Source organism: Caulobacter sp. UNC358MFTsu5.1 (assembly GCF_000712075.1).
GTDB lineage: Bacteria > Pseudomonadota > Alphaproteobacteria > Caulobacterales > Caulobacteraceae > Caulobacter.
Window position 1 is genome coordinate 339312 of record NZ_JONW01000007.1, and the last position, 21375, is coordinate 360686.

At 68.0% G+C, this 21375-nt stretch carries 12 protein-coding genes and 1 pseudogene; 2 read left to right on the forward strand and 11 right to left on the reverse strand.

The window, feature by feature from the left end; genetic code table 11:
• From BR39_RS0114135 to BR39_RS0114185, 11 genes are all read right to left on the reverse strand, one after another.
• On the reverse strand, positions 1 to 1608 hold the full coding sequence (locus BR39_RS0114135; protein WP_029913021.1) for an AMP-binding protein: 1608 nt from the start codon (positions 1606 to 1608) through the stop codon (positions 1 to 3).
• A 126-nt stretch (positions 1609 to 1734) separates the two neighbouring features.
• Complete coding sequence (locus tag BR39_RS0114140) at positions 1735 to 4443, reverse strand: TonB-dependent siderophore receptor (protein WP_029913024.1); 2709 nt, start codon at positions 4441 to 4443, stop codon at positions 1735 to 1737.
• Between the two features lie 308 nt (positions 4444 to 4751).
• Positions 4752 to 5933: an AraC family transcriptional regulator gene (locus BR39_RS0114145; RefSeq protein WP_029913027.1), complete on the reverse strand. Its 1182-nt coding sequence runs from the start codon at positions 5931 to 5933 to the stop codon at positions 4752 to 4754.
• A gap of 240 nt (positions 5934 to 6173) precedes the next feature.
• Positions 6174 to 7346: a hybrid sensor histidine kinase/response regulator gene (locus tag BR39_RS0114150; RefSeq protein WP_035018449.1), complete on the reverse strand. Its 1173-nt coding sequence runs from the start codon at positions 7344 to 7346 to the stop codon at positions 6174 to 6176.
• The gene (locus BR39_RS0114155; RefSeq protein WP_029913033.1) at positions 7343 to 7921 is read right to left on the reverse strand and encodes a chemotaxis protein CheB; all 579 of its coding nucleotides are present in this window, start codon (positions 7919 to 7921) and stop codon (positions 7343 to 7345) included. The genes BR39_RS0114150 and BR39_RS0114155 overlap by 4 nt, the downstream gene beginning before the upstream one ends.
• Entirely contained in the window at positions 7918 to 8742 is an 825-nt protein-coding gene (locus BR39_RS0114160) for a protein-glutamate O-methyltransferase CheR (RefSeq protein WP_029913037.1), read from the reverse strand. Before BR39_RS0114160 ends, BR39_RS0114155 begins: the two co-directional genes overlap by 4 nt.
• Before the next feature lie 4 nt (positions 8743 to 8746).
• Positions 8747 to 12127, reverse strand: coding sequence for a response regulator (locus BR39_RS0114165; protein WP_029913040.1), 3381 nt, complete (start codon positions 12125 to 12127; stop codon positions 8747 to 8749).
• Positions 12128 to 12535: 408 nt separating this feature from the next.
• Positions 12536 to 13951 carry a glycoside hydrolase family 28 protein gene (locus tag BR39_RS0114170; RefSeq protein ID WP_029913043.1) on the reverse strand — a complete coding sequence of 472 codons (1416 nt, stop codon included), beginning with the start codon at positions 13949 to 13951 and terminating at the stop codon, positions 12536 to 12538.
• Between the two features lie 4 nt (positions 13952 to 13955).
• A complete protein-coding gene (locus tag BR39_RS0114175) occupies positions 13956 to 15323 on the reverse strand; it encodes a glycoside hydrolase family 105 protein (RefSeq protein ID WP_051695716.1) in 1368 nt (455 codons plus the stop codon).
• 68 nt (positions 15324 to 15391) lie between these two features.
• Entirely contained in the window at positions 15392 to 18328 is a 2937-nt protein-coding gene (locus BR39_RS0114180; protein ID WP_029913049.1) for a TonB-dependent receptor, read from the reverse strand.
• 405 nt (positions 18329 to 18733) lie between these two features.
• The gene (locus tag BR39_RS0114185) at positions 18734 to 19081 is read right to left on the reverse strand and encodes a response regulator (protein WP_231499468.1); all 348 of its coding nucleotides are present in this window, start codon (positions 19079 to 19081) and stop codon (positions 18734 to 18736) included.
• A 656-nt stretch (positions 19082 to 19737) separates the two neighbouring features.
• On the opposite strand from BR39_RS0114185, the pseudogene BR39_RS27460 reads away from it, so the two are divergent.
• Positions 19738 to 20163, forward strand: a pseudogene (locus BR39_RS27460) (methyl-accepting chemotaxis protein); the annotation flags it as partial.
• A gap of 96 nt (positions 20164 to 20259) precedes the next feature.
• On the forward strand, positions 20260 to 21375 hold the full coding sequence (locus tag BR39_RS27465; protein WP_369795645.1) for a methyl-accepting chemotaxis protein: 1116 nt from the start codon (positions 20260 to 20262) through the stop codon (positions 21373 to 21375).

Sequence of the window (21375 nt, forward strand, 5' to 3'; positions counted from 1 at the left end):
TCAGGGGCGGGTGGTGACATAGCGGTCAAGCTCCCCCGTTTCGTAGTCGGCGCGCAGCCGGACCTTGTCGATCTTGCCGGTCGCGGCCAGCGGCATCGCCGGCAGCTGGACGACCTCGTCGGGAAGCCACCAGTCGGCCACCTTGCCCCGCAAGGCGTCGACGAACCCGTGCGCGTCGTCGGCCTCGCCCTGGCGCAGCTCCACCACCAGCACCGGACGCTCGCCCCATTTGGGATGCGGCTTGCCGATCACGGCCACCTGTCCGACGCGGGGATCGCGGCCGATGATCGCCTCGATCTCCGTGGGGTTGATCCATTCGCCGCCGGACTTGATCAGGTCCTTCGAACGTCCGCAGATCGTCAGGGCCCCGCTGTCGTCGATCATGGCCAGGTCGCCCGTGTCGAAATAACCCTCCGCATCGAGCGCGCTCTCGGCGGACTTGAAGTAGCGGTCGATCACCGAGGGGCCCTTGACCTTCAGATGGCCGACCACGCCGCGCTGCTGATCCAGCGTGACGCCGTCGGCGTCGGTCAGCTTGAGGTCGACGCCCATCGGCGGTCGCCCGGACGAGCGTTCGCTCGCCGGAGGGAACTGGATCGAGTCCACCGTCCCGAGCGGCGACATCTCGGTCATGCCCCAGCTGGTCTGGACCCGCACGCCCAGGCGCTCCTCCATGCGCCGAAGCAGGGCGTCGGGGCATTTGGAGCCGCCGATGACCACCCGCTCCAGGCTGGGCACGTCCCCGCCGGTGGAGTCGAGATGGTCGAGCAGGCCGATCCACACCGTCTGCACGCCGCAGGCGATGGTGACGTTCTCGGTCCTGATCAGCGAGGCCAGGCTGGCGCCGTCCAGCTCCCGTCCCGGCAGCACAAGGCTGGCGCCGACCGCCGGCGCGGAGAAGGGGAGGCCCCAGGCGTTGGCGTGGAACATCGGAATGGCGACGAGGATCGTGTCCTTGGCGGACAGGCAATAGGCGTCCGGCTGGATCGACATCAGCGTGTGGAGGTAGTTGGAGCGATGGGTGAACACCACGCCCTTGGGCTTGCCGGTCGTTCCCGACGTGAAGCAGAGTCCCGCGGCGCTGGTCTCGTCGAACTGCCCCCACTGGACCGTTTCCCCGTGCGCCTCGATCAGCGCGTCGAGGTCTTCGACGGGAACCAGGCAACGGTCGGCGATCGACGGATCGACGGCTTCGTCCAGTACGATCACCCGTTCGATGGTCGGGCACAGCAGCAGCAGGTCCGGCAGCATCGGCGTAAGGTTCGCGGCGATCGCCAGCACCCGGTCGGCGGCCTCGTTGATCATGGCCGACAGGTGCGCCGGGGTCAGCCGGGGGTTCAGCGTGTGGCAGACCAGGCCGGCGTTCATCGTCGCGTAGTAGAGCTCGAGATGATGCTGGGTGTTCCAGGCCAGCGTGCCCACGCGATCGCCGACCCCGAGGCCAAGTCCGATCAGGGCGCCCGACAGGCGGTTGCTGCGCGTCCGCAGCTCGCCGTAGCCGGCGCGCCGCTGGACCGCGCCGCGCGAGGCGGTCGCGACCGTGCGGGCCCCGTGCCACTTCGCGGCGTGGTCGATGAACTTGTCCAGGGTGAGCGGGTACTGTTGCATTATCTTGGGTACTTACCGAGGTCAGGGGTAGGGGCGGGCGCTTCGGGCGCGCCGTGCCGCGGGAGCGGCGATCGCTCGCTGGCTCCCGCGGGGCTTTGGCGACCGTTCGAGGCGGCGCCGGTTCGATCAGAAGCTCTTCCGCAGGTTCAGCGCCACGTAGCGGCCGATCGGGTTGTAGGCGCCGCCGATGCCTTCGGCCTGCGGGAAGAAGGGCGGGTCCTGGTCGAACAGGTCGTTCACCTGCAGGCCCAGCTCGGTCCCCTTGGCCAGGCCGCCGTAGGGCAGCTTCATCGAGAACCGCAGGTCGACGGTCGTATAGGCCTCGGCGCTGTACTCGGCGGTGCCGGTGGGCGTGGCGTAGAGGCCCGTCACCCCGCCGCGATAGTTGACGAAGGCCACGGCGTTGAACTGGCCGACCTGGGCGCCGAGCGTTCCCCTCAGCGTCGCCTTCGGCACGCCGAGCTTGAGGCTGTCGGAGACCGGCGCCGTCGGCGACAGCTGGGTTTCGAACTTGAAGATGTAGTTGCCGGCCAGGCCCGCATAGAGCGCGCCGAAGCTGGTCGGCTGGCGATAGCCGAAGTCGAAATCCAGGCCGTTCGTCTTGCGGACGCCGAAATTGCCCTGCCGGAAGTCGAGCAGGTTTCCGATCGGCGGCAAGGCTCCAGGCACGAAGTTGACCGGCACCGCGATCCCCAGAAGGCTGTTCAGCTGCGCCGCGGTGGGATTGCGGAAGATCACCGAGGCGAAGGTGGGATCGGTGAAGGCGATGGCGCCGCCGGGCGTGCCGATCACGTTGGTGTAGCGGATGTCGTAGAACGTCACGCTGCCATGGAAGTTGGGCAGGAAGTCCGGGTGCAGGTCGGCGCCGATCGAATAGGTCCGGGCCTCTTCCGGCTGGAGGTTGCGGTTGCCGCCGAGCAGGAAGATCGTATCGACCTGGGCGGCGCCCCGGGTGGGGTCGCGGAACGTGCTGCCGGCGATGGCGGCGGCGTTGTAGTAGTAGGCGCCGACGGTGGCGCCGACGTCGCGCAGGCCCGGCGCCCGGAACGAGCGGCCGTAGGTGCCGCGCAATGTCAGGCCGCTCACCGGATCCCATCTGACCCCGATCTTCGGGTTCGTCGTCGATCCGAAGTCGCTGTAATGGTCGTAGCGACCCGAGAGCGACACCGCGAGGCTGTGGACCAGGGGCGCTTGGTTGTCGTCGCCGACGATGGGTACGAACAGTTCGCCGTAGATCGAGCCGATGTTGCGGGTCAGGTCCTCAGGCACCTGGGACCCGCCGTAGATGCCCCGCTGCTGGAAGGTCTCGCGCCGATATTCGGCGCCGACCGCGATCTTCAGTTGGCCGCCGGGCAGGTCGGCCAGCGGTCCGTCGATCTTGGCCGCGCCCAGATAGGTGCGCTGGTGGATGACCAGGTCGCCGGCGTAGTCGGTGATCTTGGCGGCGACCTCGGGAGAGGTGCCGGCGCCGAACGGATCGAGGGCCGTGGCGGTCGTGGTTCCCAGCGCCGCCGCGTCGAGCGCCGCCGGGTTGATCGCGGGCAGGTAGGTGTCGTTCGTGGCCCAGTCGTAGGTGCCGTAGACGGTCAGCTTCAGATCGCGAGGAAGCTTGGCGTCGAAGCCCGCCGACGAGTTGCCCGCCCGCACCCGGAAGATGTTGTCGATATGGTCGGCGCCATAGAGGTTGTCGGTCCGGAACTGGACGAACTCCGTCGTGGCGCCCGTGCCGGGCGGCGTCTTGAAGAAGGGGTTCGCGAAGCCGGGCAGGTTGTAGAGGATCACCCCGCCCGACGCGCCGGCCCCCGCGGGCGGCGGCGCCTGGACCGTGTCCTTGCGGTCCGAATAGAGCAGCTCGCCCCACAGGGTGACGCGGTCGCTTACCTCCTGGCGGGCCGTGAGATAGGCGCTGTGCAGGCGCGACTTGGGGACCAGGGCGGTCACCGCGCCGTTGTCGCAGGCGTTGGTGGTGTTCGGGGCCAGGGCGGGCGCCGCGTAGCTGACGGCGTAGGCCGTGGTGTTGACCAGCACGTTGGGCGACGGACAGACCGTGGTGCGCGTATCGACGCCGCCATAGGGGCGCAGGTCGACGATGCGGTAGTCGCGGTCGGCCCCCAGGATGTCGCCGTTCTCCGCGTACTGGTAGGCGGCCACGACGGAGCCGCGATCCCAGGTGCGGCCGACCAGGCCGCTGGCGCTGAACGTGTGGTAGTCGTCGGCCGTCCCGTAGCGAATGGACGTGTCGACGCCCGAATAGCGCTGCCGGGTGATGAAGTTGACCACGCCCGCGACCGCGTCCGAGCCGTAGATCGCCGACGCGCCGTCCGCGACGATCTCGACGCGTTCGATCGCGAGCTCGGGAAGGAACGGGAAGTCGGGATTGGTCTGGTTGGTGCCCCCGGCCACCAGGCGGTGACCGTTCATGAGCGGCAGCGTCGCGCTGGCCGGCAGGCTGCGCAGGCCGGGGGCGAAGGCGCCGGCCCCGCCGTTCGCGGCTCGGGGCGCGGTGTTGAAGCTGTTCAGCTGCGGCACGGTGGCCAGCAGGTCCGGCGTGGTGTTCGCGCCGATGGTCCGGATGTCCTCGCGCGAGACGCTGATCAGGTTCGAACCCGTCGGCGGGACGCCGCGGATGCTCGATCCCGTGACCACGATCTCGGAAACCTGCTCCGGAGCGTCCTGAGCCGCGCGATCGCTTTCCGGCTGGGTCTTGGACGCTTGCGAAGATGCGGTTGCATCCGAGGTCTGGGCCCAGGTCGGCCCCGCGGCCAACAGCGCCAGGGCCAGCAAGGACGCGCCGGACAGCGCCAGGCGCGATCTGTTGTTCAAGGTGATAGGCAAGTGTTCCCTCCCGATTTTTTATTGCTTTGACCGTCGAGGAGCTTTCGGGCCGCCTTCCTCGTTCGCGGAAGGTTTGGCCGAGTAGTCGACGACGGCTTCAGTGTTTCTTGAGTTTACCGGCGCCGTGATCGGGCGCCTGTCGCAAGGCCGGCGATGCGGCGCGCCTCGGCGGCGCTATGCCGGGTATGGACCGGCAGGTCAGGCTCTCCCCTTGATCACTCTTGTTCCGCACGGTCGACGCCGCGCGGTGGTTGGCTATCGATGTCCAAGAGCGGGGAGATTGGCTATGACGCGGGTGACGTGAAGATTTAACGCAAGTGACCAGCTTGCGTCCCGGCCTGGGGCTCGCGCCGTTCGGTCACCAGGGTGGTGGCGGCCGCCATCCGCGCGGTGTCGGCCTTGTAGCGTTGGCGATACTCGGAGGGCGCCATCGCGGCCCACTCGCTGAAGTTCCGGGTGAAGCTGCCCGGTTCGCTGAAGCCGACCGCGTAGCCGACATGGGTCACGGGGAGATCGGTGGCGAGCAGCAAGGCCCCCGCCATTTCACCGCGCAGCCGCGTTCTGATGTGCTGAAACGTCTCGCCTTCGCCGGCCAGGTTGCGTCTCAGCCGGCGCGGCTGGCTTCGAAGCCGTTCGGCGACGTCCTCGATCGACGGCAGCCACTTTCCCTCGCGCTGAAGCCCGACCAGCACCTGTTCCGTCCGGCTGCGCCAGCTCAGTTCGCCGCCTGGCGGCGCGAACCAGTCCGGCGCGCCGGCGTTGTGCGCCTCGTATTCGGCGAGGGTTCCGTGCACGAGGCGAACGTTGAGGTCGTTGCGGTCGTAGCAAAGCGCATCGACCTTCGCCCCGAACTCGATCGGGCACTGGAACAGGGCGAACCGGTCGAAGCCGTTCGCCTGCACCGGGCGCCGCCCTTGCACGAACACGCGACGCAGCTTGAGCGGCCGGCCGATCAGCCAGCTGAACAGGTGATAGATCCAGACGAACCGCAGCCAGACGAAGATGTCCCGATCGACGCCCTCGACGGTGTTGTAGGCGCAGACGTGCATGACGCCGAGCCGGTCGGTCTCGATCAGCTGCGGACCGATGTCGCTGGAAAGCGCCTGGGTGAACCGGATGCTGACCCTGAGCGCCTCACCGAAGGTGTTGGCGTGCAGATAGGCTCGCGTGCGTTCGGTCTCGAGCGCCAGCCGGCATCTTTCCGCCAGGAACCCGACATAGGCGTCGTCGAGCTTCTGCTGGATGCATTCGACCAAACGGAAAAGGGCGCTGCCGTCGATCGCCGCGTGCTCGTCGCCGTACGCCGACGGATCGATCCGGGCTTCGCGCAAGATCTCCATGGGGTCGTGCCCCTTGAGCACGGCGCCGCGCAGCAGCTTCTCGATCGCGAGGCCGTCCAGTCCCGGACGCCCGTCGTCCATCGCGGCCAGCCTGTCGACCGGAGTCGAGGGCGTGGGCGGCACTGATAGCGCGGGCGATTTGGCGGCCATGGATTGCAGTGTCTCTCCCCGACTTCGATTGTAAGGCGCATTTCGCGCCTCAAGGCCTCCTTTTTACGAAAGAGCCATGAGCAGACCACGCGCAACGACGAAGGGCGGGTTTCATCCCTCAACCTAGGGCGCAAAGAGATCAGCCGCGCCGCCTGCGCCGGCTTCTCATGGCGAGAGCACGGGTGTCTCTCTCCGGGGCGCTAGCCGAGCAAGCGGCACGCCATCCCTGGAAATCGCGGCCTAGAGGCTGACCAGCCCCTCCGACGGAGCGGCGGCGATGGGAAGGGTGACGATGAAGGTGCTGCCCGTGCCCTGACCCGCGCTCTGCACCTCGATCCTGCCGCCGTGAAGCGCGACCAGCTGCTTGACCAGGGCGAGGCCGATCCCCAGCCCGCCCTGCGCCTTGGTCAGATGGTCCTCGACCTGGGCGAAGATCTCGAAGATGCCCGACTGCATCTCGGGGGCAATCCCCACGCCCGTGTCGGACACCTTGATCTCGGCGGCGCCGTCCTGGACCTTGGCGGACAGGGACACGGCGCCGCCCGGGGGCGTGTACTTGGCCGCGTTGTTCAGCAGGTTGGCCACCACCTGGGCCAGCCGCGTGTGATCGGCGTCCAGCCAGATGGGGCCCTCGGGAAACTCGGTCGTGAACCGGTGGGCCCCCGCGTCGATATTGTGCTGGCTGGCTTCGATGGCCGATCGGAGGATTTCGCGCAGGTCGAGCCGCTCCTTCTTCAGCGAGATCTTGCCCTGGTTGACCCGCGAAACGTCGAGGAGATCGTCGACCAGGTGCGACAGGTGGGTGAGCATCCGGTCCATGCGGGTGCGGATGTCGCGCGAGCGTTCGGGCGAGTTGTCCTTGCCCAGCAGGTGAAGGCCGCCGGTCAGGGCGGCGACGGGATTGCGCAGTTCGTGCGCCAGGACCGCCAGGAAACTGTCCTTGTGGCGATCGGCCCGCCGCAGGGCCTGGGCCGCGGCCTCCAGCTCGTCGCGCTGCAGTTCGATCTGCAGGCGCTGCCGATGGAGGTCGAAGAACACATTGGCCTTGCTGCGCAGCACATGGGCCTCGATCGGCTTCTGGATGAAGTCGACCGCGCCGGCCTCGTAGCCGCGGAAGCGGCGCAGGGCGTCGACGCCGCCCGCCGTGCCGGCGGTCACGAAGATGATCGGGATATGGCGCGCGCGCTCGTTGCCCCGCATGAATTCGGCCAGCTGGAATCCGTCCATGCCGGGCATCTGCACGTCAAGCAGGGCCAGGGCGATGTCGTGCACCAGCAGCAGCTCGAGCGCCTCCTCGCCCGAACGCGCCTTCAGGCAGGTCAGGCCGTCGCGCTGCAGCAGCGCCTCCAGCGCCAGCAGGTTCTCTTCGAGATCATCGACCAGCAGGAAGTTGATCGGCTTTTCCGCGATCATCGCGCAGTCCCCAAACTCGACAGATAGGATGCGATCGCATCCAGGTTCATGACCTTCGCGGTCGCGGCGGCGTCCAACGCCGCATCCGGCATTGCCGAGGCGTAGGCCTGCGCGGGGTCCTCGACGATCGCCACGCCGCCGGCGTCGGTCACGGCCTTCAGGCCCGCGGCGCCGTCATTGTTGGCGCCGGTGAGGATGACGCCGACGAGCGCCGGGCCATAGGCGTCGGCGGCGCTTTCGAACAGCACGTCGATGGAGGGGCGCGAGTAGTTCACCGGTTCGTCGTTCGACAGCGCCAGGGCGCCGTCGGCCTCGACGAGCATGTGGTAGTCCGAGGGCGCGAAATAGATCACCCCGCCGTCCATGGGCTCCTTGTCCTCGGCTTCCTTCACCCTCATCCGGCACTTGGACTGGAACAGCGGCAGGAGGACGTTGGAGCGGTCCGGCGGCACGTGCACGACCACCAGGACGGGCAGGGGATAGCCGACGGGCAGCCGGGGCAGGATGACCTGCAGGGCCTGGACGGCGCCGGCCGAGGCGCCGATCGCGATCGCCTTGATCGTTGTCCGGGTCACGGCTCGCGCCTCTGATAGATCTTTTCCTCCGGCACGAAGTCGGCGAACCCGGTCGCGTGCCTGGAAAAGCGCAGGCTCTCCTTCGACCCCAGGCCCAGGAAGCCTTTTCGGGTCAGGGACTCACGGAACAGGCCGATGGCCCGGTCCTGCAGCGCGCGATCGAAATAGATCATCACGTTGCGGCACGAGATGAGGTGCATCTCGGCGAAGACCGCGTCGGTCACCAGGCTGTGGTCGGAGAACACCACGCGGTCGCGCAGCGACTTGTCGAAGACCGCGCGCCCGTAGGCGGCGGTGTAGTAGTCGGACAGCGACGACTTGCCGCCCGATTTCTGATGGTTCTCGGTGAACTTGCGGATCCGATCCAGCGGATAGAGGCCCGCCTCCGCGGCGCTCAGTGCGTCCGGGTTGATGTCGGTGGCGTAGAACAGGGTGCGCTCGTAGAGGCCCTCCTCGCGCAGGAGGATGGCCAGCGAATAGAGCTCCTCGCCGGCGCTGCAGCCGGCGATCCAGACCTTCAGCGACGGATAGGTCCGCAGGTGGGGCAGCACCTTCTCGCGCAGCGCCCGGAAGTAGGACGGATCGCGGAACATCTCGCTGACCTGCACGGTGAGATAGCCGAGCAGGCGCGGCAGCATGTCGGGGTCGTGCAGGACGCGGTCCTGCAGCGCCGAGATGCTGGCGAAGCCGAGCTGATCGCGCGCCTGCACCAGACGCCGCTTGATCGACGCCCGCGCATAGTGGCGGAAGTCGTAGTGGTAGTGCTGGAAGAGCGCCTCCAGCAGCAGCTGGATCTCTAGGTCTTCGATCTTGTCGGGCACGGCTCTACCTAGGCATCCACACGCGCACGAGCGAAAGCAGTTTGTCGACGTCGATGGGCTTGGCCATGTAGTCGTTGGCCCCGGCGGCGATGCAGCGCTCCTGGTCGTCGGGCATGGCCTTGGCGGTCAGCATCAGGATCGGCAGCTTGGACCATCGCGCATCCTCGCGGATTTGACGCGTCGCGGTCAGGCCGTCCATCACGGGCATCATCACGTCCATCAGCACCAGGTCGACGGCGCGGGAAGGGTCTTCGGCGGACCGCCCCAGGGCCTCGATCGCCTCCTGGCCGTTGCGGGCGATCTCGACGACGGCGCCGCGCGGCTCCAGGACGTTGGTCAGGGAGTAGACGTTGCGGATGTCGTCCTCGACGATCAGCACGCGGCGGCCCTCCAGGACGGCGTCGCGGTTGCGGGCCTTCTGGATCATCTTCTGCTGTTCGGGCGGCAGCTCGGACACCACCTGGTGCAGGAACAGCGAGACCTCGTCGAGCAGGCGTTCGGGCGACTTGGCGCCCTTGATGATGATCGAGCTGGAGTAGCGACGGAGGCGTTGCTCGTCGTCCGCCGACAGGTCGTGGCCGGTGTAGACGATGACGGGCGGGAACGCGTGGTCGCCGTCCTGGCTCAGCGTCTCCAGCAGCGAGTAGCCCGAGGCGTCGGGCAGGGACAGGTCCAGCACCATGCAGTCGAACGTCTGCTGCTTGAGCTGCTCCAGGCATTCGGCGGCCGTGCCGACGCCGACGGTCTCGACGTCGCCGGACGACAGCAGCTTGCCGACGGCGTCGCGCTGCACCGGGTCGTCCTCCACGATCAGCACCCGTCGCACCGTGCTGGTCAGCTTGGACTGCAGGGTCCGGAGCACCTCGGCCAGCTCGTCGCGCTTGACCGGCTTGACCATGTAGCCGATCGCGCCCAGCGACAGGGCGGTCTGGCTGTGGTCGGCGGCCGAGATGACATGGATCGGGATGTGCCGGGTCGTGTCGTCGCGCTTGAGGCGGTCGAGGACCATCAGGCCCGACTCGTCCGGCAGCCCCACGTCGAGGACGACCGCGCTGGGCTTGAACTGCCGGGCCAACTTCAGGGCGTCTTCGGCCGTGCCGGCCACGAGGCAGTCGAAGCCGAGCTCCTTGGCCAGGTCGCGCACGATGCCGGCGAACTTGTCGTCGTCCTCGATGACCAGCAGCACCCGGCGGCCCTTGGTCAGCTGTTCGCGGTCGTCCTCGACCGTCTTGGCCAGGCGCTTGGCGCGCGGCGGGCGCGGCGCGGGGGAGGGGATCGGCTCCACGGGCGCGGGCTGCTCGCGCGGCGCCACGAAGGTCGGATCGTAGGTGCGCGGGATGGTGACGGTGAAGGTGCTGCCTTCGCCGGCCGTGCTCTTGAGCGTGATCGCCCCGCCCAGCAGGCGCGACAGTTCGCGCGAGATCGACAGACCCAGGCCTGTGCCGCCGTATCGACGGCTGATGGTGCCGTCCGCCTGTCGGAAGGCCTCGAAGATGCTCTCCTGCTGTTCGCGCGCAATGCCGATGCCGGTGTCCGTCACCGCGAACGCCAGGTTGTCGGCGCCGGCCGGCGACACGGTCAGGCGGACCTCGCCCTGTTCGGTGAACTTGAAGGCGTTCGACAGAAGGTTCTTGAGGATCTGCTCGAGGCGCTGGCGATCGGTCTCGACCAGGGCGGGGCAGTCCTTCGCCACGACGATCTCGAAGCCCAGGCCGCGCTCGTCCGCGACGGGCTGGAACAGCTGGCGCAGGTCTCCCGTCAACCGCTGCAGCGGGAGACTCTCGGGGCGCACCTCGATATGGCCGGCCTCGATCTTCGACAGGTCGAGGATGTCGTTGATCAGGGTCAGCAGGTCGTTGCCCGACGACTGGATGGTCTGGGCGAACTTCACCTGCTCGCCCGAGAGGTTGCCGTTCGGGTTGTCGCTGAGCAGCTTGGACAGGATCAGCAGCGAGTTGAGCGGCGTGCGCAGCTCGTGGGACATGTTGGCCAGGAAGTCGGACTTGTACTGGCTGGCCTGTTCCAGTTCCCGCGCCTTCAGCGCCACGGCGGCGCCGGTGCGTTCCAGTTCGTCGCGCTGGGTCTCCAGAGTCTGGGCCTGCTCCTCGAGCTGGCTGTTGGTCTGCTCCAGTTCGACCTGTTGCTGCTCCAGCCGCGTCTGCGACTCCTTGAGCGCGCGACCCTGCTCCTCCAGCTCCTCGTTGGAGACCCGCAGCTCCTCGCTCTGGACCTGCAGTTCTTCCGCCTGTCGCTGGGTTTCCTCCAGCACGCTCTGCAGCTCGGAACGATAGCGCGCCGAGCGCAGGGCGATGCCGATGGACGGCGAAACCTGGTCCAGGAATTCGAGCATCAGTTCGTCGGCCGGATGCAGGAAACCCAGTTCGATCACGGCGTTGACGACGTCGTCGGCATGGGTCGGCACGATGACCAGATGCCGGGGCTTGTCGCGCCCCAGGGCCGAGCTGATGGTCAGATAGCCCTCGGGCACGTCGCGGACGATGGTCGAACGCCCGTCGGCGGCCGCCTTGCCCAGCAGACCTTCCCTGACGCCGAAGCGCAGGGTCACGTCGGCGTCGGCGGGAATCCCCAGGGCCGCGGCGCGATAGAACTGGCCCTTCTCGCCCTTGAACAGGGCGCCGGCCTGGAAGCCGAGATATTGCGCCAGGAAACTCAGGATGCTGTCGCTCAGCTCCTCGACCGACTTGTCGCCCATCATCGCTTCGGCGAGGCCGACCTGGCCCGACTGCAGCCATTCCTCCCGGCTGCGGGCGCGGGCGCTGCGGCGGATCAGGGCGAACACCGCGATCGTCAGCGCCGCCCCCAGGAGGCAGGTCAGCACCCCGCTGGTCAGGGCCGTCTTGTGGGCGGCGTCCATCTCGGCCAGGCGAATGTCCCGCAGCCGGTTTTCCTCGTTGCGCATCACGTCGAGCTGGGCGCGGACCGCGTCCATTTCGATCTTGCCGCGGTCGGTGGCGACGACGGCGAGCGCGGCCTGGGTCTCGCCCCGGCGTCGCATGTCCACGGTCCTGTCGAGTTCGTCGAGCTTGGCGGCGATATGACGCTTGAGCGGGATGAGGTTGGCCTGCTGCGCCGGGTTGTCCTTGGTGAGCGCGGCCACCTCGTCGGCGCGCTGGCCGACGGCGCTGACCGCGTTCTGGTAGGGTTCGAGATACCGGTCGTTGCCCGTCAGCAGGTAGCCGCGCTGGCCGGTTTCCGCGTCCTGCGCGGTGGACAGCAACTTGTCCAGCGCCATCAGCACATTGTGGGTGTGCCAGATCCTTTCGTTGTTGGTCCTGAGAACCTCGATGTTGCGGAAGGCGATCATCCCGCTGAGGAGGAAGAACGCCAGGACGAGCGCGAGCCCGATGGTCGCCCATAGTTCCACTTTCGTCCCGGAGGAGGACGGGCGACGAGGTTCGATTGACGACATGGAGTACTCGGAGTCGGAGTTGTCGATCCTGCCCCCTCAGACGAGACCGGGGGCAAATGGCGGTTGGCTTGGCGAGCGGTCAGGACACGAGCGGCGGACGGGAACGGCGCGAAAGCGGTTCGGGCTTGGCGAGAGACCGTGCTTGAGCCGGGAGCAAGGAATCCTTGGCGCCCGGTCGACGGCTTTGAGCCGCGACGCTCCTAAATTCAACAAAGGCCGGAATCACCAAGCACCCCCCCCCCCGTAGCGCACCCGATCGCGCGGAGCCACTAACGCCAAGCCGTCGTTGAGGTTCCATCGGAAAGCGACGGGCGTCTCGGCCTGTCATCAGGGCTGCTCCACATGGAGGCTGTGCCGCGAGTGTCAGGACGCTGAGACGAAGCCTTCCACGTTGGTGTTGTCCGTGGCGGCCTCGTACAGTTTGGCGACCTTGATTTTCCGCAGGCGCACGTCGCGGACGGGCAGGGCGGGATCGCCCTTGATGCGGCAGACGAACTTGGCCTCGTCGACGGTGACGTTGCTGACGCTGAGGCCCTGGATCGGCGTCAGGCGGCGCTCATAGGTCGGGACCAGATCGCGCCACTGGTAGAGGACGTCGGTCTCGACGCACAACACCCCGCCCGACACGATGGTGGCGGTGACGTTGTCCATGACGATGTTCCGCACGAAGCCGCCGCGCCGTTCGTTGGTCTTCACGTAAAGGATGTTGTTGATCGGCACGGCCCAGCCGTCGGCGCCCTTGCCGTCGCCGGCGAAGTGGCAGTTCTGGACGAAGACGTTCTCCACCCCGCCCGACAGCTCGCTGCCGATCGCCATCAGCTGGTGGCCGTTCAGGATCCTGCAGTCGCGCATGACGATATTGCGGGCCGGTGTCGCCAACCGCCAGCCGTCGAACTCGCGTCCCGACTTCACCGAGACCGCATCGTCGCCCTGGTCGAACTGACATTGCTCGATCAGCACGTTCTGGCTCATCTCCGGATCGACGCCGTCGTTGTTGTGGCCATGGGCGCGGATCTTCACGCGACGGATCACGACGTCGGTGCAGAGCAGGGGGTGGACGGTCCAGAAAGGGCTGTCCTCGATGCTGACGTCCTCGATCAGCACGTGACGGCAGCGGTTGAACTGGATGAACTGCGGGCGAAGATGCGCCTCGCCCGTGGTCATGTCGCGTTGCTCGACCGGCGCGCCTTTCACCGCTTGCTGGTATAGCGCCACCAGGGCGTCCATGTGCGGCTTGGGACGCGCGTACCAGACCTTCCAGACATCAAGCCTGGCCTTCAGCCGCCCCGGGCCGGTGATCGCGACGTTCTCGCAGTCATGGGCGTAGACCAGCGGCGAGTAGTTGTAGCACTCCAGCCCCTCCCAACTGGTCAGGACCGGCGGCAGGTAGTCCTGCGGGTTTTCGGAGAACAGCAGCGTCGCGCCCTGGGACAGGTGCAGGGCAACGTTGCTCTTCAGATGCACCGGTCCGCACGGCCATTCGCCCTTGGGCACGACCACCACGCCGGAGCCGGCGGCGTTGGCGGCCGCGACGGCCTTGGCGATCGCTTGTGAGGTCGCGGCCTGGTCGCGCGGGTCGGCGCCGAAATCGGTGATGGCGAACCGGCGGCTGCGCGAGAAATCCGGCACGGCGATCGGCGGCATGGCGAACGGCGCGGCCGGCCGGACGATTTCGTGGCGAAGCCCCGAGGCGGCGGCCGTCGTGGCCATCATCGAGGCGAGCCCGGCGGTCAGGGCCGCGCGGCGCGAGACGGGTGTGGCGAGGGGGCGATGGGGCATGGCTTCAGCGACGCTTCCGCCCGGCCAGCGGAACCGGCGGAGCGTAGTGGGGATCGTCCTTCATCGGGTCGAAGGCCTGGTCGGCGACGGTCGCCCGCTCGGCCTCGCCGCGCTCGCGTTCGCGCCGCTGCGCATCGGTGGCGTCGGCGGGCAGGGGACGAAACCACCAACTGGCCGCCGGGTAGGTCAACTTGGGCGGGACGGGCAGGGCGGCCGGCAGCGGCGTCGCGGGGCGGCCGAGGGCGGCGACCTCGACCCCGGCCAACAGGAAGGCGCCGCTGGCGTAGAGGGTCGTGGTCTCGGGCCTGGTCGGCACGGGCTGGTCGCCGGCGCTCTGCACCTGGCCCAGAAGGCCGCTGGGAAGGACGTAGCGGTTGAGGCCCGCCCAGCCCTTCAGCACCGCCGGCAGAAAGGTCTTTCGGTCCAGGAGTCCGTGATTGACGCCGAACGCCAGGGCGTAGGTGTTCAGCGCCGTGCCGGAGGTCTCGGGCTCGGGGAAGGCCGCCTCGTCCAGCAGGCTGCTGCGCCACAGGCCGTCGGCGGCCTGCAGTGAAACGAGGCGCTCAGCCATCTGCCGGTACAAGGCGACGTAGCGGGGCCGCGAGGGGAAGTCGGCCGGCATGTATTCGAGCGTGCGCGCCAGGCCGGCCAGCACCCAACCCTGGCCGCGCGACCAGAAGATCTTGCGGCCGTTGGCCGAGCGCCGCGTGATGAAGCGCGTGTCGCGCGCGAAGAGGTGCTGATCCCTGTCGTACAGGTGGTCGTAGACGCGCCAATATTGCGCATCCATCGCCTGGATGTAGCGGGGATCGCCTGTGATCGCCGACATGCGGGTGAACATCGGCGGAGCCATGAACAGCGCATCGCACCACCACCAGACCAGCTTGTCGGGCTTGGGCGTGAAGCCGAGATAGGGGACCGTGTAGTCGAGATTGGCCTTGAGCGGCAGCAGCACGCCCGGCGCGCCGGTGCGCAGATAGATCGACTGGTAGAGATCGCCGACCGCCTGGTCGTCGGCGTTGATCATGTGGATCGGCACGCCGTCGCCCTGCAGGCCGTAGTTGAAATGGCGGGCCGTGGCGAACAGGTAGTCGTCGACCTCGGGCGCCGCGACCGTATCGGTGAGTTTGATCGCGCCGGTGTAGAATACGGCCGAGATCCACTCGACGCCGGCGCCGTGGCGGCGCAGGGTGGCGCTGGTCTCGAACGCCTGCATCTGCTCGACCTGGGCCAGGGCCGACCTCCTGGCGACCGCCAGCACCTGGTCGCGGTCGGGGAGGTCCTGGGCCCGGACCGGCGCCGCCGCGGCTGTCGCCAACAGCATTGCCGCCAGCGCGGCGCCGGCCAGGGATAGGTGTCGGGCGGCGATCATGCGGGGCGCCTCTCGTGACGCGGGAACCGCGCCCGGAAACCCGTGAGGGTCCCAGGGCGCGGCGGGGACTAGAAGCGGACGTTGACCCCGAACGTGACATTGCGCCCGACACGGGTCTCGAACAGCGTGTCCTTGCGCTGGCTGTCGATGTACAGGCGGTTCTGCTCATCCGTCAGGTTCTGGGCCTCGACGATGAACTTCACCGCCTCGTTCAGGCTGTAGGAGGCCGAGGCGTCGACATAGAGCGTGCTGGCGTTGCCCTGCAGGTCGCTGCCGCCCGAGGCCGGGATGCCGCGGATGAACGGACCGCGATAGTTGGCCGTCGTCCGGACGCTGAACTTCTTGTCCTCGTAGTACAGCGTCGCCGAGGCGGTGTTCTTCGAGAGCCCCACCAGGTCGGCGGTGGTCGTCGAGGTCGGCACGCCGCCCGAACTGGTCAGGATGTAGTCGATCTGCGACGTGACGTGGGTGTAGTTGGCCAACACGCCGAGGTTCTTGAACGCCCCCGGCAGGAAGGTCAGCGGCGCCTGGAGGTTCAGCTCGACGCCCTTCAGCGGACCGCCCGGGGTGTTGAACGGCGTCGACACGGTGAAGAGCTCGGTCGGCGCGGTGTTCGAGCCGATCAGCAGTTCGTTGGGCAGGCCCAGCTGATTGAACGGCACCAGGGTGTTGACCCGCTGGATGTAGGTCTTGATGTCCTTGTAGAAGAACGCCGCGGAGATCAGGGAGCCCGGACGGAAATACCACTCGACCGCCGCGTCGACGGTGTTGGCCCGGATCGGATCCAGGAACGGGTTGTTGACGGTGCCCGTGCGGGTCACCGGATTGACGCCGCTGGTCGGGGTCAGGTTGCCCAGGTCCGGGCGCGACATCACCTTGGCCGCGGCCAGGCGCACCAGCACGTCCTGCGTCGGCTCGATCACCAGGTTGGCGGCCGGCAGCCAGTCATTGTAGGTGCGCTCGACCTCGCCGTACTTGCCGGTGACGCCCGTCGGAGAGGTGGCCGAGGCCACCGAGACCAGGCCCGAGCTCAACTGGTTGGTATGGACATAGCGCGTTCCGATGTCGCCGCGCACGCCGACGCCCAGCACGTCTTCGAAATTGAACTCGCCCATCACATAGCCGACGGAGACGGCTTCGCGGACGGTCGGATTGGGGCTGCCGCACTCGACCGTGCACGAGCGCGACTGGCCCAGCTGCATGGTGTCGTAGAACTTCTTCCAGTCGATCACCGCCCAGGCGGCCGGCGCCCCGTTGCCCCACAGGCTGTCGAGGCCGGTGATCTGACGGGTCAGGCTGGCCAGCGACGTCCCGGCCGGCAGGGGCTTCACCAGCGTGTCGGCGGTGTAGTAGCGGGTGTCGTAACCCTTCTGCTGGTTGCGGCGGAACTGGCCGCCGGCCTTGACCTTCAGGGCGTCGTTGAGCGTCCAGGCCAGATTGATCTCGCTCTTGAACCCGTAGGTGACCGTACCCGCCGGTTTTCCCTGAAGCGAGAAACCGCCCAGCACCGTGCCGTCGGCCAGGCCGGGCGCATAGGTGAAGTTGGCCGGGTTGGAGACGTCGAAACCGTAGCCGATCTTCGGCGTCGAGCCGCCATCACGGTAGTCGATCGACACGCCGTTCGCGTCGACCCTGTCCATGAAGTACTGCATGCGCATCTTGTCTTGCCAGGTCGACTCATTCACGCCGACCAGACCCGACACCGTCAGCCTTGTGTTCAGCTCGTGCCTGAAGTCGAGATTGGCCTGCTTGAAGGTCGAGACGAAGTGCGAGTGCAGGCCTTCGGAACGCACATCGACGCCGTCGAACAGGCCGTAGACCAGCGATCCCTTGGGCGACAGCTGGATGTCCCGCAATGAGGTCATCGGCTGGCCGTTGTTCGATGCGCTGCGGGCGAACGAAACCAACTCGATGTAGTTGTCGTCGCGATGAACGTCGAACTTGGAATAGATCAGGTCCAGCGCGATGTCGGTCTTGTCGTCGGGCTGGAACTGCAGGGTGAAGCTGCCGCCGGTGCGCTCCTGCTCCTGCACCGAGTCCATGTAGCGCGGCAGGCGCGGGAAGAAGGCGCCGCTGCCGGGCGTGGTCGCCGCGTCCGGGCGGGTGGCGTTGTAGACCGTCTGATAGGCTGACGTGGTGCTGGTCCGCGGATTGCCGGTGCTGCAGTTGGCCGCGTCCGTGCCTTTGGCGGCGTTGGTCGCCGGGTTCTGCGGGGCGAAGCCGAGCGGCGAGCAGAAGAGGCCGTTGGTGTTGGCCGACAGGATGTCGACGGCCGAGTAGCCGACTTCGCGCAACTGACGCTTCTGATAGCTCAGGGAGCCCAGGACGCCGATCTTGCCGTCGGCGAACTTCTTGGAGACCAGGGCCGAGACGCGCGGATCGACCTTCTTGGCCAGTTCGTTCCAGACGCCGCGTCCGGTGGCGGTGAACACCATGTCGCCGCGCTGATCGAGCGGGCGGGGCGCCGACAGGTCGACCGTCGCGCCCAGCGAGCCTTCTTCGATGTCGGCCGACGAGGTCTTGCGCACGGTCAGGGCCGAGAAGATCTCGGTCGGGAAGACGTTGAAGTCGAAGGATCGGCCGCTGTTGCCCGCGCCGTAGATGTCAGACGAGCCGGTCTGGGCCGCGCCCTCCATCTGGTTGATGCGCACGCGGGTGAAGGCCGCGCCCAGGCCCCGGACGCTGATGTTGCGGCCCTCGCCGCCGTCGCCGCGCGACAGGGCCACCCCGGGGATGCGCTGCATCGACTCGGCGAGATTGGCGTCGGGGAACTTGCCGATGTCCTCGGCGACGATGGTGTCGATGGCGGCGGCTTCGGCGCGCTTTTCGACCAGCGCCTTGTTCAGCGAGGCGCGAAAGCCGGTGACCACGATCTCGTCGACGACGGCGGGCTCGTTGCCGGCGGCGGTCTGGGCGAGGGCCGAGACCGGGGCTGACAGCACGGCTACCGCCATCGCCAAACGCGACGCGCTCGTGCGCAGGCGCGCGCTGGTGAAGTCGCTCATCTCTTTCCTCCTGGCGAGCCGCCGTTATCCGCAAGCGCTGGCCTGGAGGCCAAGGACCGACGGTCGGAGGCTTTCATATTGTGGGATTGAATCCCTATAATCGGGATATATCGTAGTTATCGTACAAATGTCGAGCCTGATAAAATTGCTCGAATTGGAAATAATCGGCCGCGGCGCAGTCGAGGCGCATTGATCTCCCGCCCCGGGGTCGAGCTAGGGCCTTGAAGATCAGGTTATGGTCGTGGGGAGGCTTCGCGGCGCCTGGGCTCGAACGTCGCCTTTCTGGCGACGCGCCAAGGTCGTCTCTGGCGTTTCAGGAGCGTGGATGCGCCGAGGTTATGAAGACGCCGAGCGGCGACGCTTCCGTCAGTGGCGGCGGCCAAAATCGACCGTGGCCATGATCGATCAATGGCCTTCTCTTGCAGCCTCGTCGACGGCGCTGATCAGCTCAGCGATGCTGTAGGGCTTGGGCATGAAACGCCCATCCTCGGGGAGGGGCGCATCCAGGCCCCGGCCCGAGGTGATCACCAGTTGGACGGAAGGCCAGCGTTCGTGAACGCGTCTTGCCAACTCCAGGCCGTCCAGCGGGCCTGGCATGTTGACGTCGGTGAACAGCACGGTCACGTCGGTGCGAGCGCCCAGGATCTCCAGGGCGGTCTCGGCGTCGTCCGCCTCGACAACCTTGAAGCCGGCGTCTTCCAAGCCCTGGCGCGCGATCATGCGCAGCATGGGCTCGTCATCGACCAGGAGCACGACAACGGGATTGGGGCCAGCCATGGATAGCCAACCGGCGGCGATGCTCGTGGTTCCTGCGCAGGCGCCAATAAGAAATTGATATTCTTGGTGAAACCGAGCTCGCTTTCGCGGGTTGCGCGCGTGGAGCGGTCGGCTTTCCAGGAGGGGGCTGCAGCACGGGCGCCCTGGGGTGAGGAAGGGCGGAACAACCGGCGTCGTTTGGAGTTGTAGCATGGTCAAGCTTGCCGGACCCGTCCGTTGAGCTTGCCTTGGCGCGACATTGGGCGTCTTCGTTGCGATAGTTTGGGCCGCCCGGACGGTGTTCGGCGCGGTTCGATGATGTTGTGTAAGCGGCGGCCGTGGTCGCTTGGAGGGGCGGCATGGCTCTGGTGAAGAAATCGACCTTGGCCTCGCGCGCGAAGACGCGAACGCCGGCTTCCGAGAAGACCGTCGAGCCGTCGCCCCCCGTCGTGCCGCGCGCCACGGTCCGCAAGGCCGTTTCCCGCCGCCAGAACGCCAGCGAGCGGATCGGGGCGGCGACCCTGGAATTGGCCGGCGGCCTGGCCGAGGCGTCCAGCGCGGTCGAGGAACTGCGGCGGGCTCTGGCCCAGATCGCCAGCGGCGCCGAGGAGGCGGCCGGGGCGGCCCACGAATCCCTGGCCGCGGTCACCGCCATGAGCGTCAGTTTCGGCCAGGCGCGCGAGCGGGCCGAGACATCGCGGCAGCGGACCGAAGTGCTCCAGACCCTGCTGACGGAATCCGGCGCGGCCATCGACGCCTCGGTCAAGGCCGTCGCCCTGAACGCCCAGCGGCAGTTGGCCAGTGTCACCGTGATCGAAGCCCTGGAACGCCATGCGGCGCGGATCGGCGAGATCACCAAGAGCGTCGCCGACATCGCCGACCAGACCAATCTCCTGGCGCTGAACGCGGCGATCGAGGCCGCGCGGGCGGGCGACGACGGGCGTGGCTTCGCCGTGGTCGCCGACGAGGTCCGGGCCTTGGCCGAAACGTCCGAAAAGCGATCGCAGGACGTGCAAGCGCTGGCCGAACGCATCGCCGGTTCGGTGCGCGACGCGGCGGATCGGCTGCGCCAGGCCGCGACGACCGCCGAGGCCGAGGCCGAGGCCGGCGCCCAGGTCGGTGAAATCCTGACCGCCGTGCGGCGCGAGATGACGGTCCTGGGCGAAGACAGCCAGATGATCCTGATCGCCGCCGTCGAGGCCGCGGGCGCGGCGAACGAGGCGCGACGGGGGGCCGAGAGCGTGTCGAGCGCGGCCGAGGAGCAGGCCGCCGCCGCCGCCGAGGCCCAGCGCTCCGTGCAGCAGCAGGCTCAGTCGCTGGACCAGAGCCAGACGGCGTCCGACGCCCTGGGCGAGATGATCGAAATGCTGGTCGGCGGCGAAGGCGGTTCGGCGGCGGCCGAAGAGGCCTCGGCGGCCGCCGAGGAATTGTCCGCCACGGTGCAGGAGCTGTCCGGCGCGGCCGGCGAGATCCTCGTGGCCATCGACCAGATCAGCCGCGGCGCCCAGATCCAGGCGGCCGCGACCCAGCAGGCCGGCTCGGCCATGGAGGAGATCGAGAAGGCGGCCCGGCAGTCCAGCGCCAATGCGATCGCCAGTGCCGAGCGCGTGGCGGTCATGCAGACCTTGCTGACGGAAGGCCGTGACGCCGTCGGCCGCCTGGCGCGGGGTGTCGCGACGTCGGTCGAGGAGAACAGCGCCGTCTTGGAGACCGTCGAGGCGCTGGAGGAACTGGCCGGCGCGATCGGCAAGATCGTCGACGGCCTGGGCCTGGTGGCCGTGCAGACCACGATGCTGGCGACCAGCGGCGCGGTGGAAGCCGCCCGGGCCGGAGAGGCGGGCCGCGGCTTCGCGGTGGTGTCGGGCGACATCCGCACCCTGGCGCGTGACGCTTCGCACAACGCCGACGCGGTCAAGGACCTGGTCACCGGCATCGTCTCCCAGATCGCCAAGGTCCGGCGCGAGGTCGACCAGATCAACGCCCTGGCCAGCGCCGAGCTCGACAAGAACCGCGCCATCGAGGTGCGCCTGACCCAGGTGGCCGCCGAGACCGAGATGCTGAAGGCCGGCTCGGACGACATCGTCAAGGGCTCGGGGGACGTTCTGGCGGCCAGCGCCCAGGTGTCGTCGGGGATCGGCCAGATCGCCGCGGCCGCCGAAGAGGCCAGCAGCGCCGCCGCCCAGGCCGCGGCCGCCGCCCGCCAGCAGTCCCAGAGCGCCGAGGAACTGGCCGCCGCGATCGAGGAGATCGCGCTTCTGGCCAACGAGCTGCAGCAAGCCGCGGCCGGCTAG

Coding starts and splice junctions, on each gene's coding strand:
- BR39_RS0114175 (WP_051695716.1), bottom strand. CDS start 15,323: ATGATCGCCGCCCGACACCTATCCCTGGCCGGCGCCGCGCTGGCGGCA.
- BR39_RS0114150 (WP_035018449.1), bottom strand. CDS start 7,346: ATGATCGCGGAAAAGCCGATCAACTTCCTGCTGGTCGATGATCTCGAA.
- BR39_RS0114180 (WP_029913049.1), bottom strand. CDS start 18,328: ATGAGCGACTTCACCAGCGCGCGCCTGCGCACGAGCGCGTCGCGTTTG.
- BR39_RS0114145 (WP_029913027.1), bottom strand. CDS start 5,933: ATGGCCGCCAAATCGCCCGCGCTATCAGTGCCGCCCACGCCCTCGACT.
- BR39_RS0114170 (WP_029913043.1), bottom strand. CDS start 13,951: ATGCCCCATCGCCCCCTCGCCACACCCGTCTCGCGCCGCGCGGCCCTG.
- BR39_RS27465 (WP_369795645.1), top strand. CDS start 20,260: ATGATCCTGATCGCCGCCGTCGAGGCCGCGGGCGCGGCGAACGAGGCG.
- BR39_RS0114135 (WP_029913021.1), bottom strand. CDS start 1,608: ATGCAACAGTACCCGCTCACCCTGGACAAGTTCATCGACCACGCCGCG.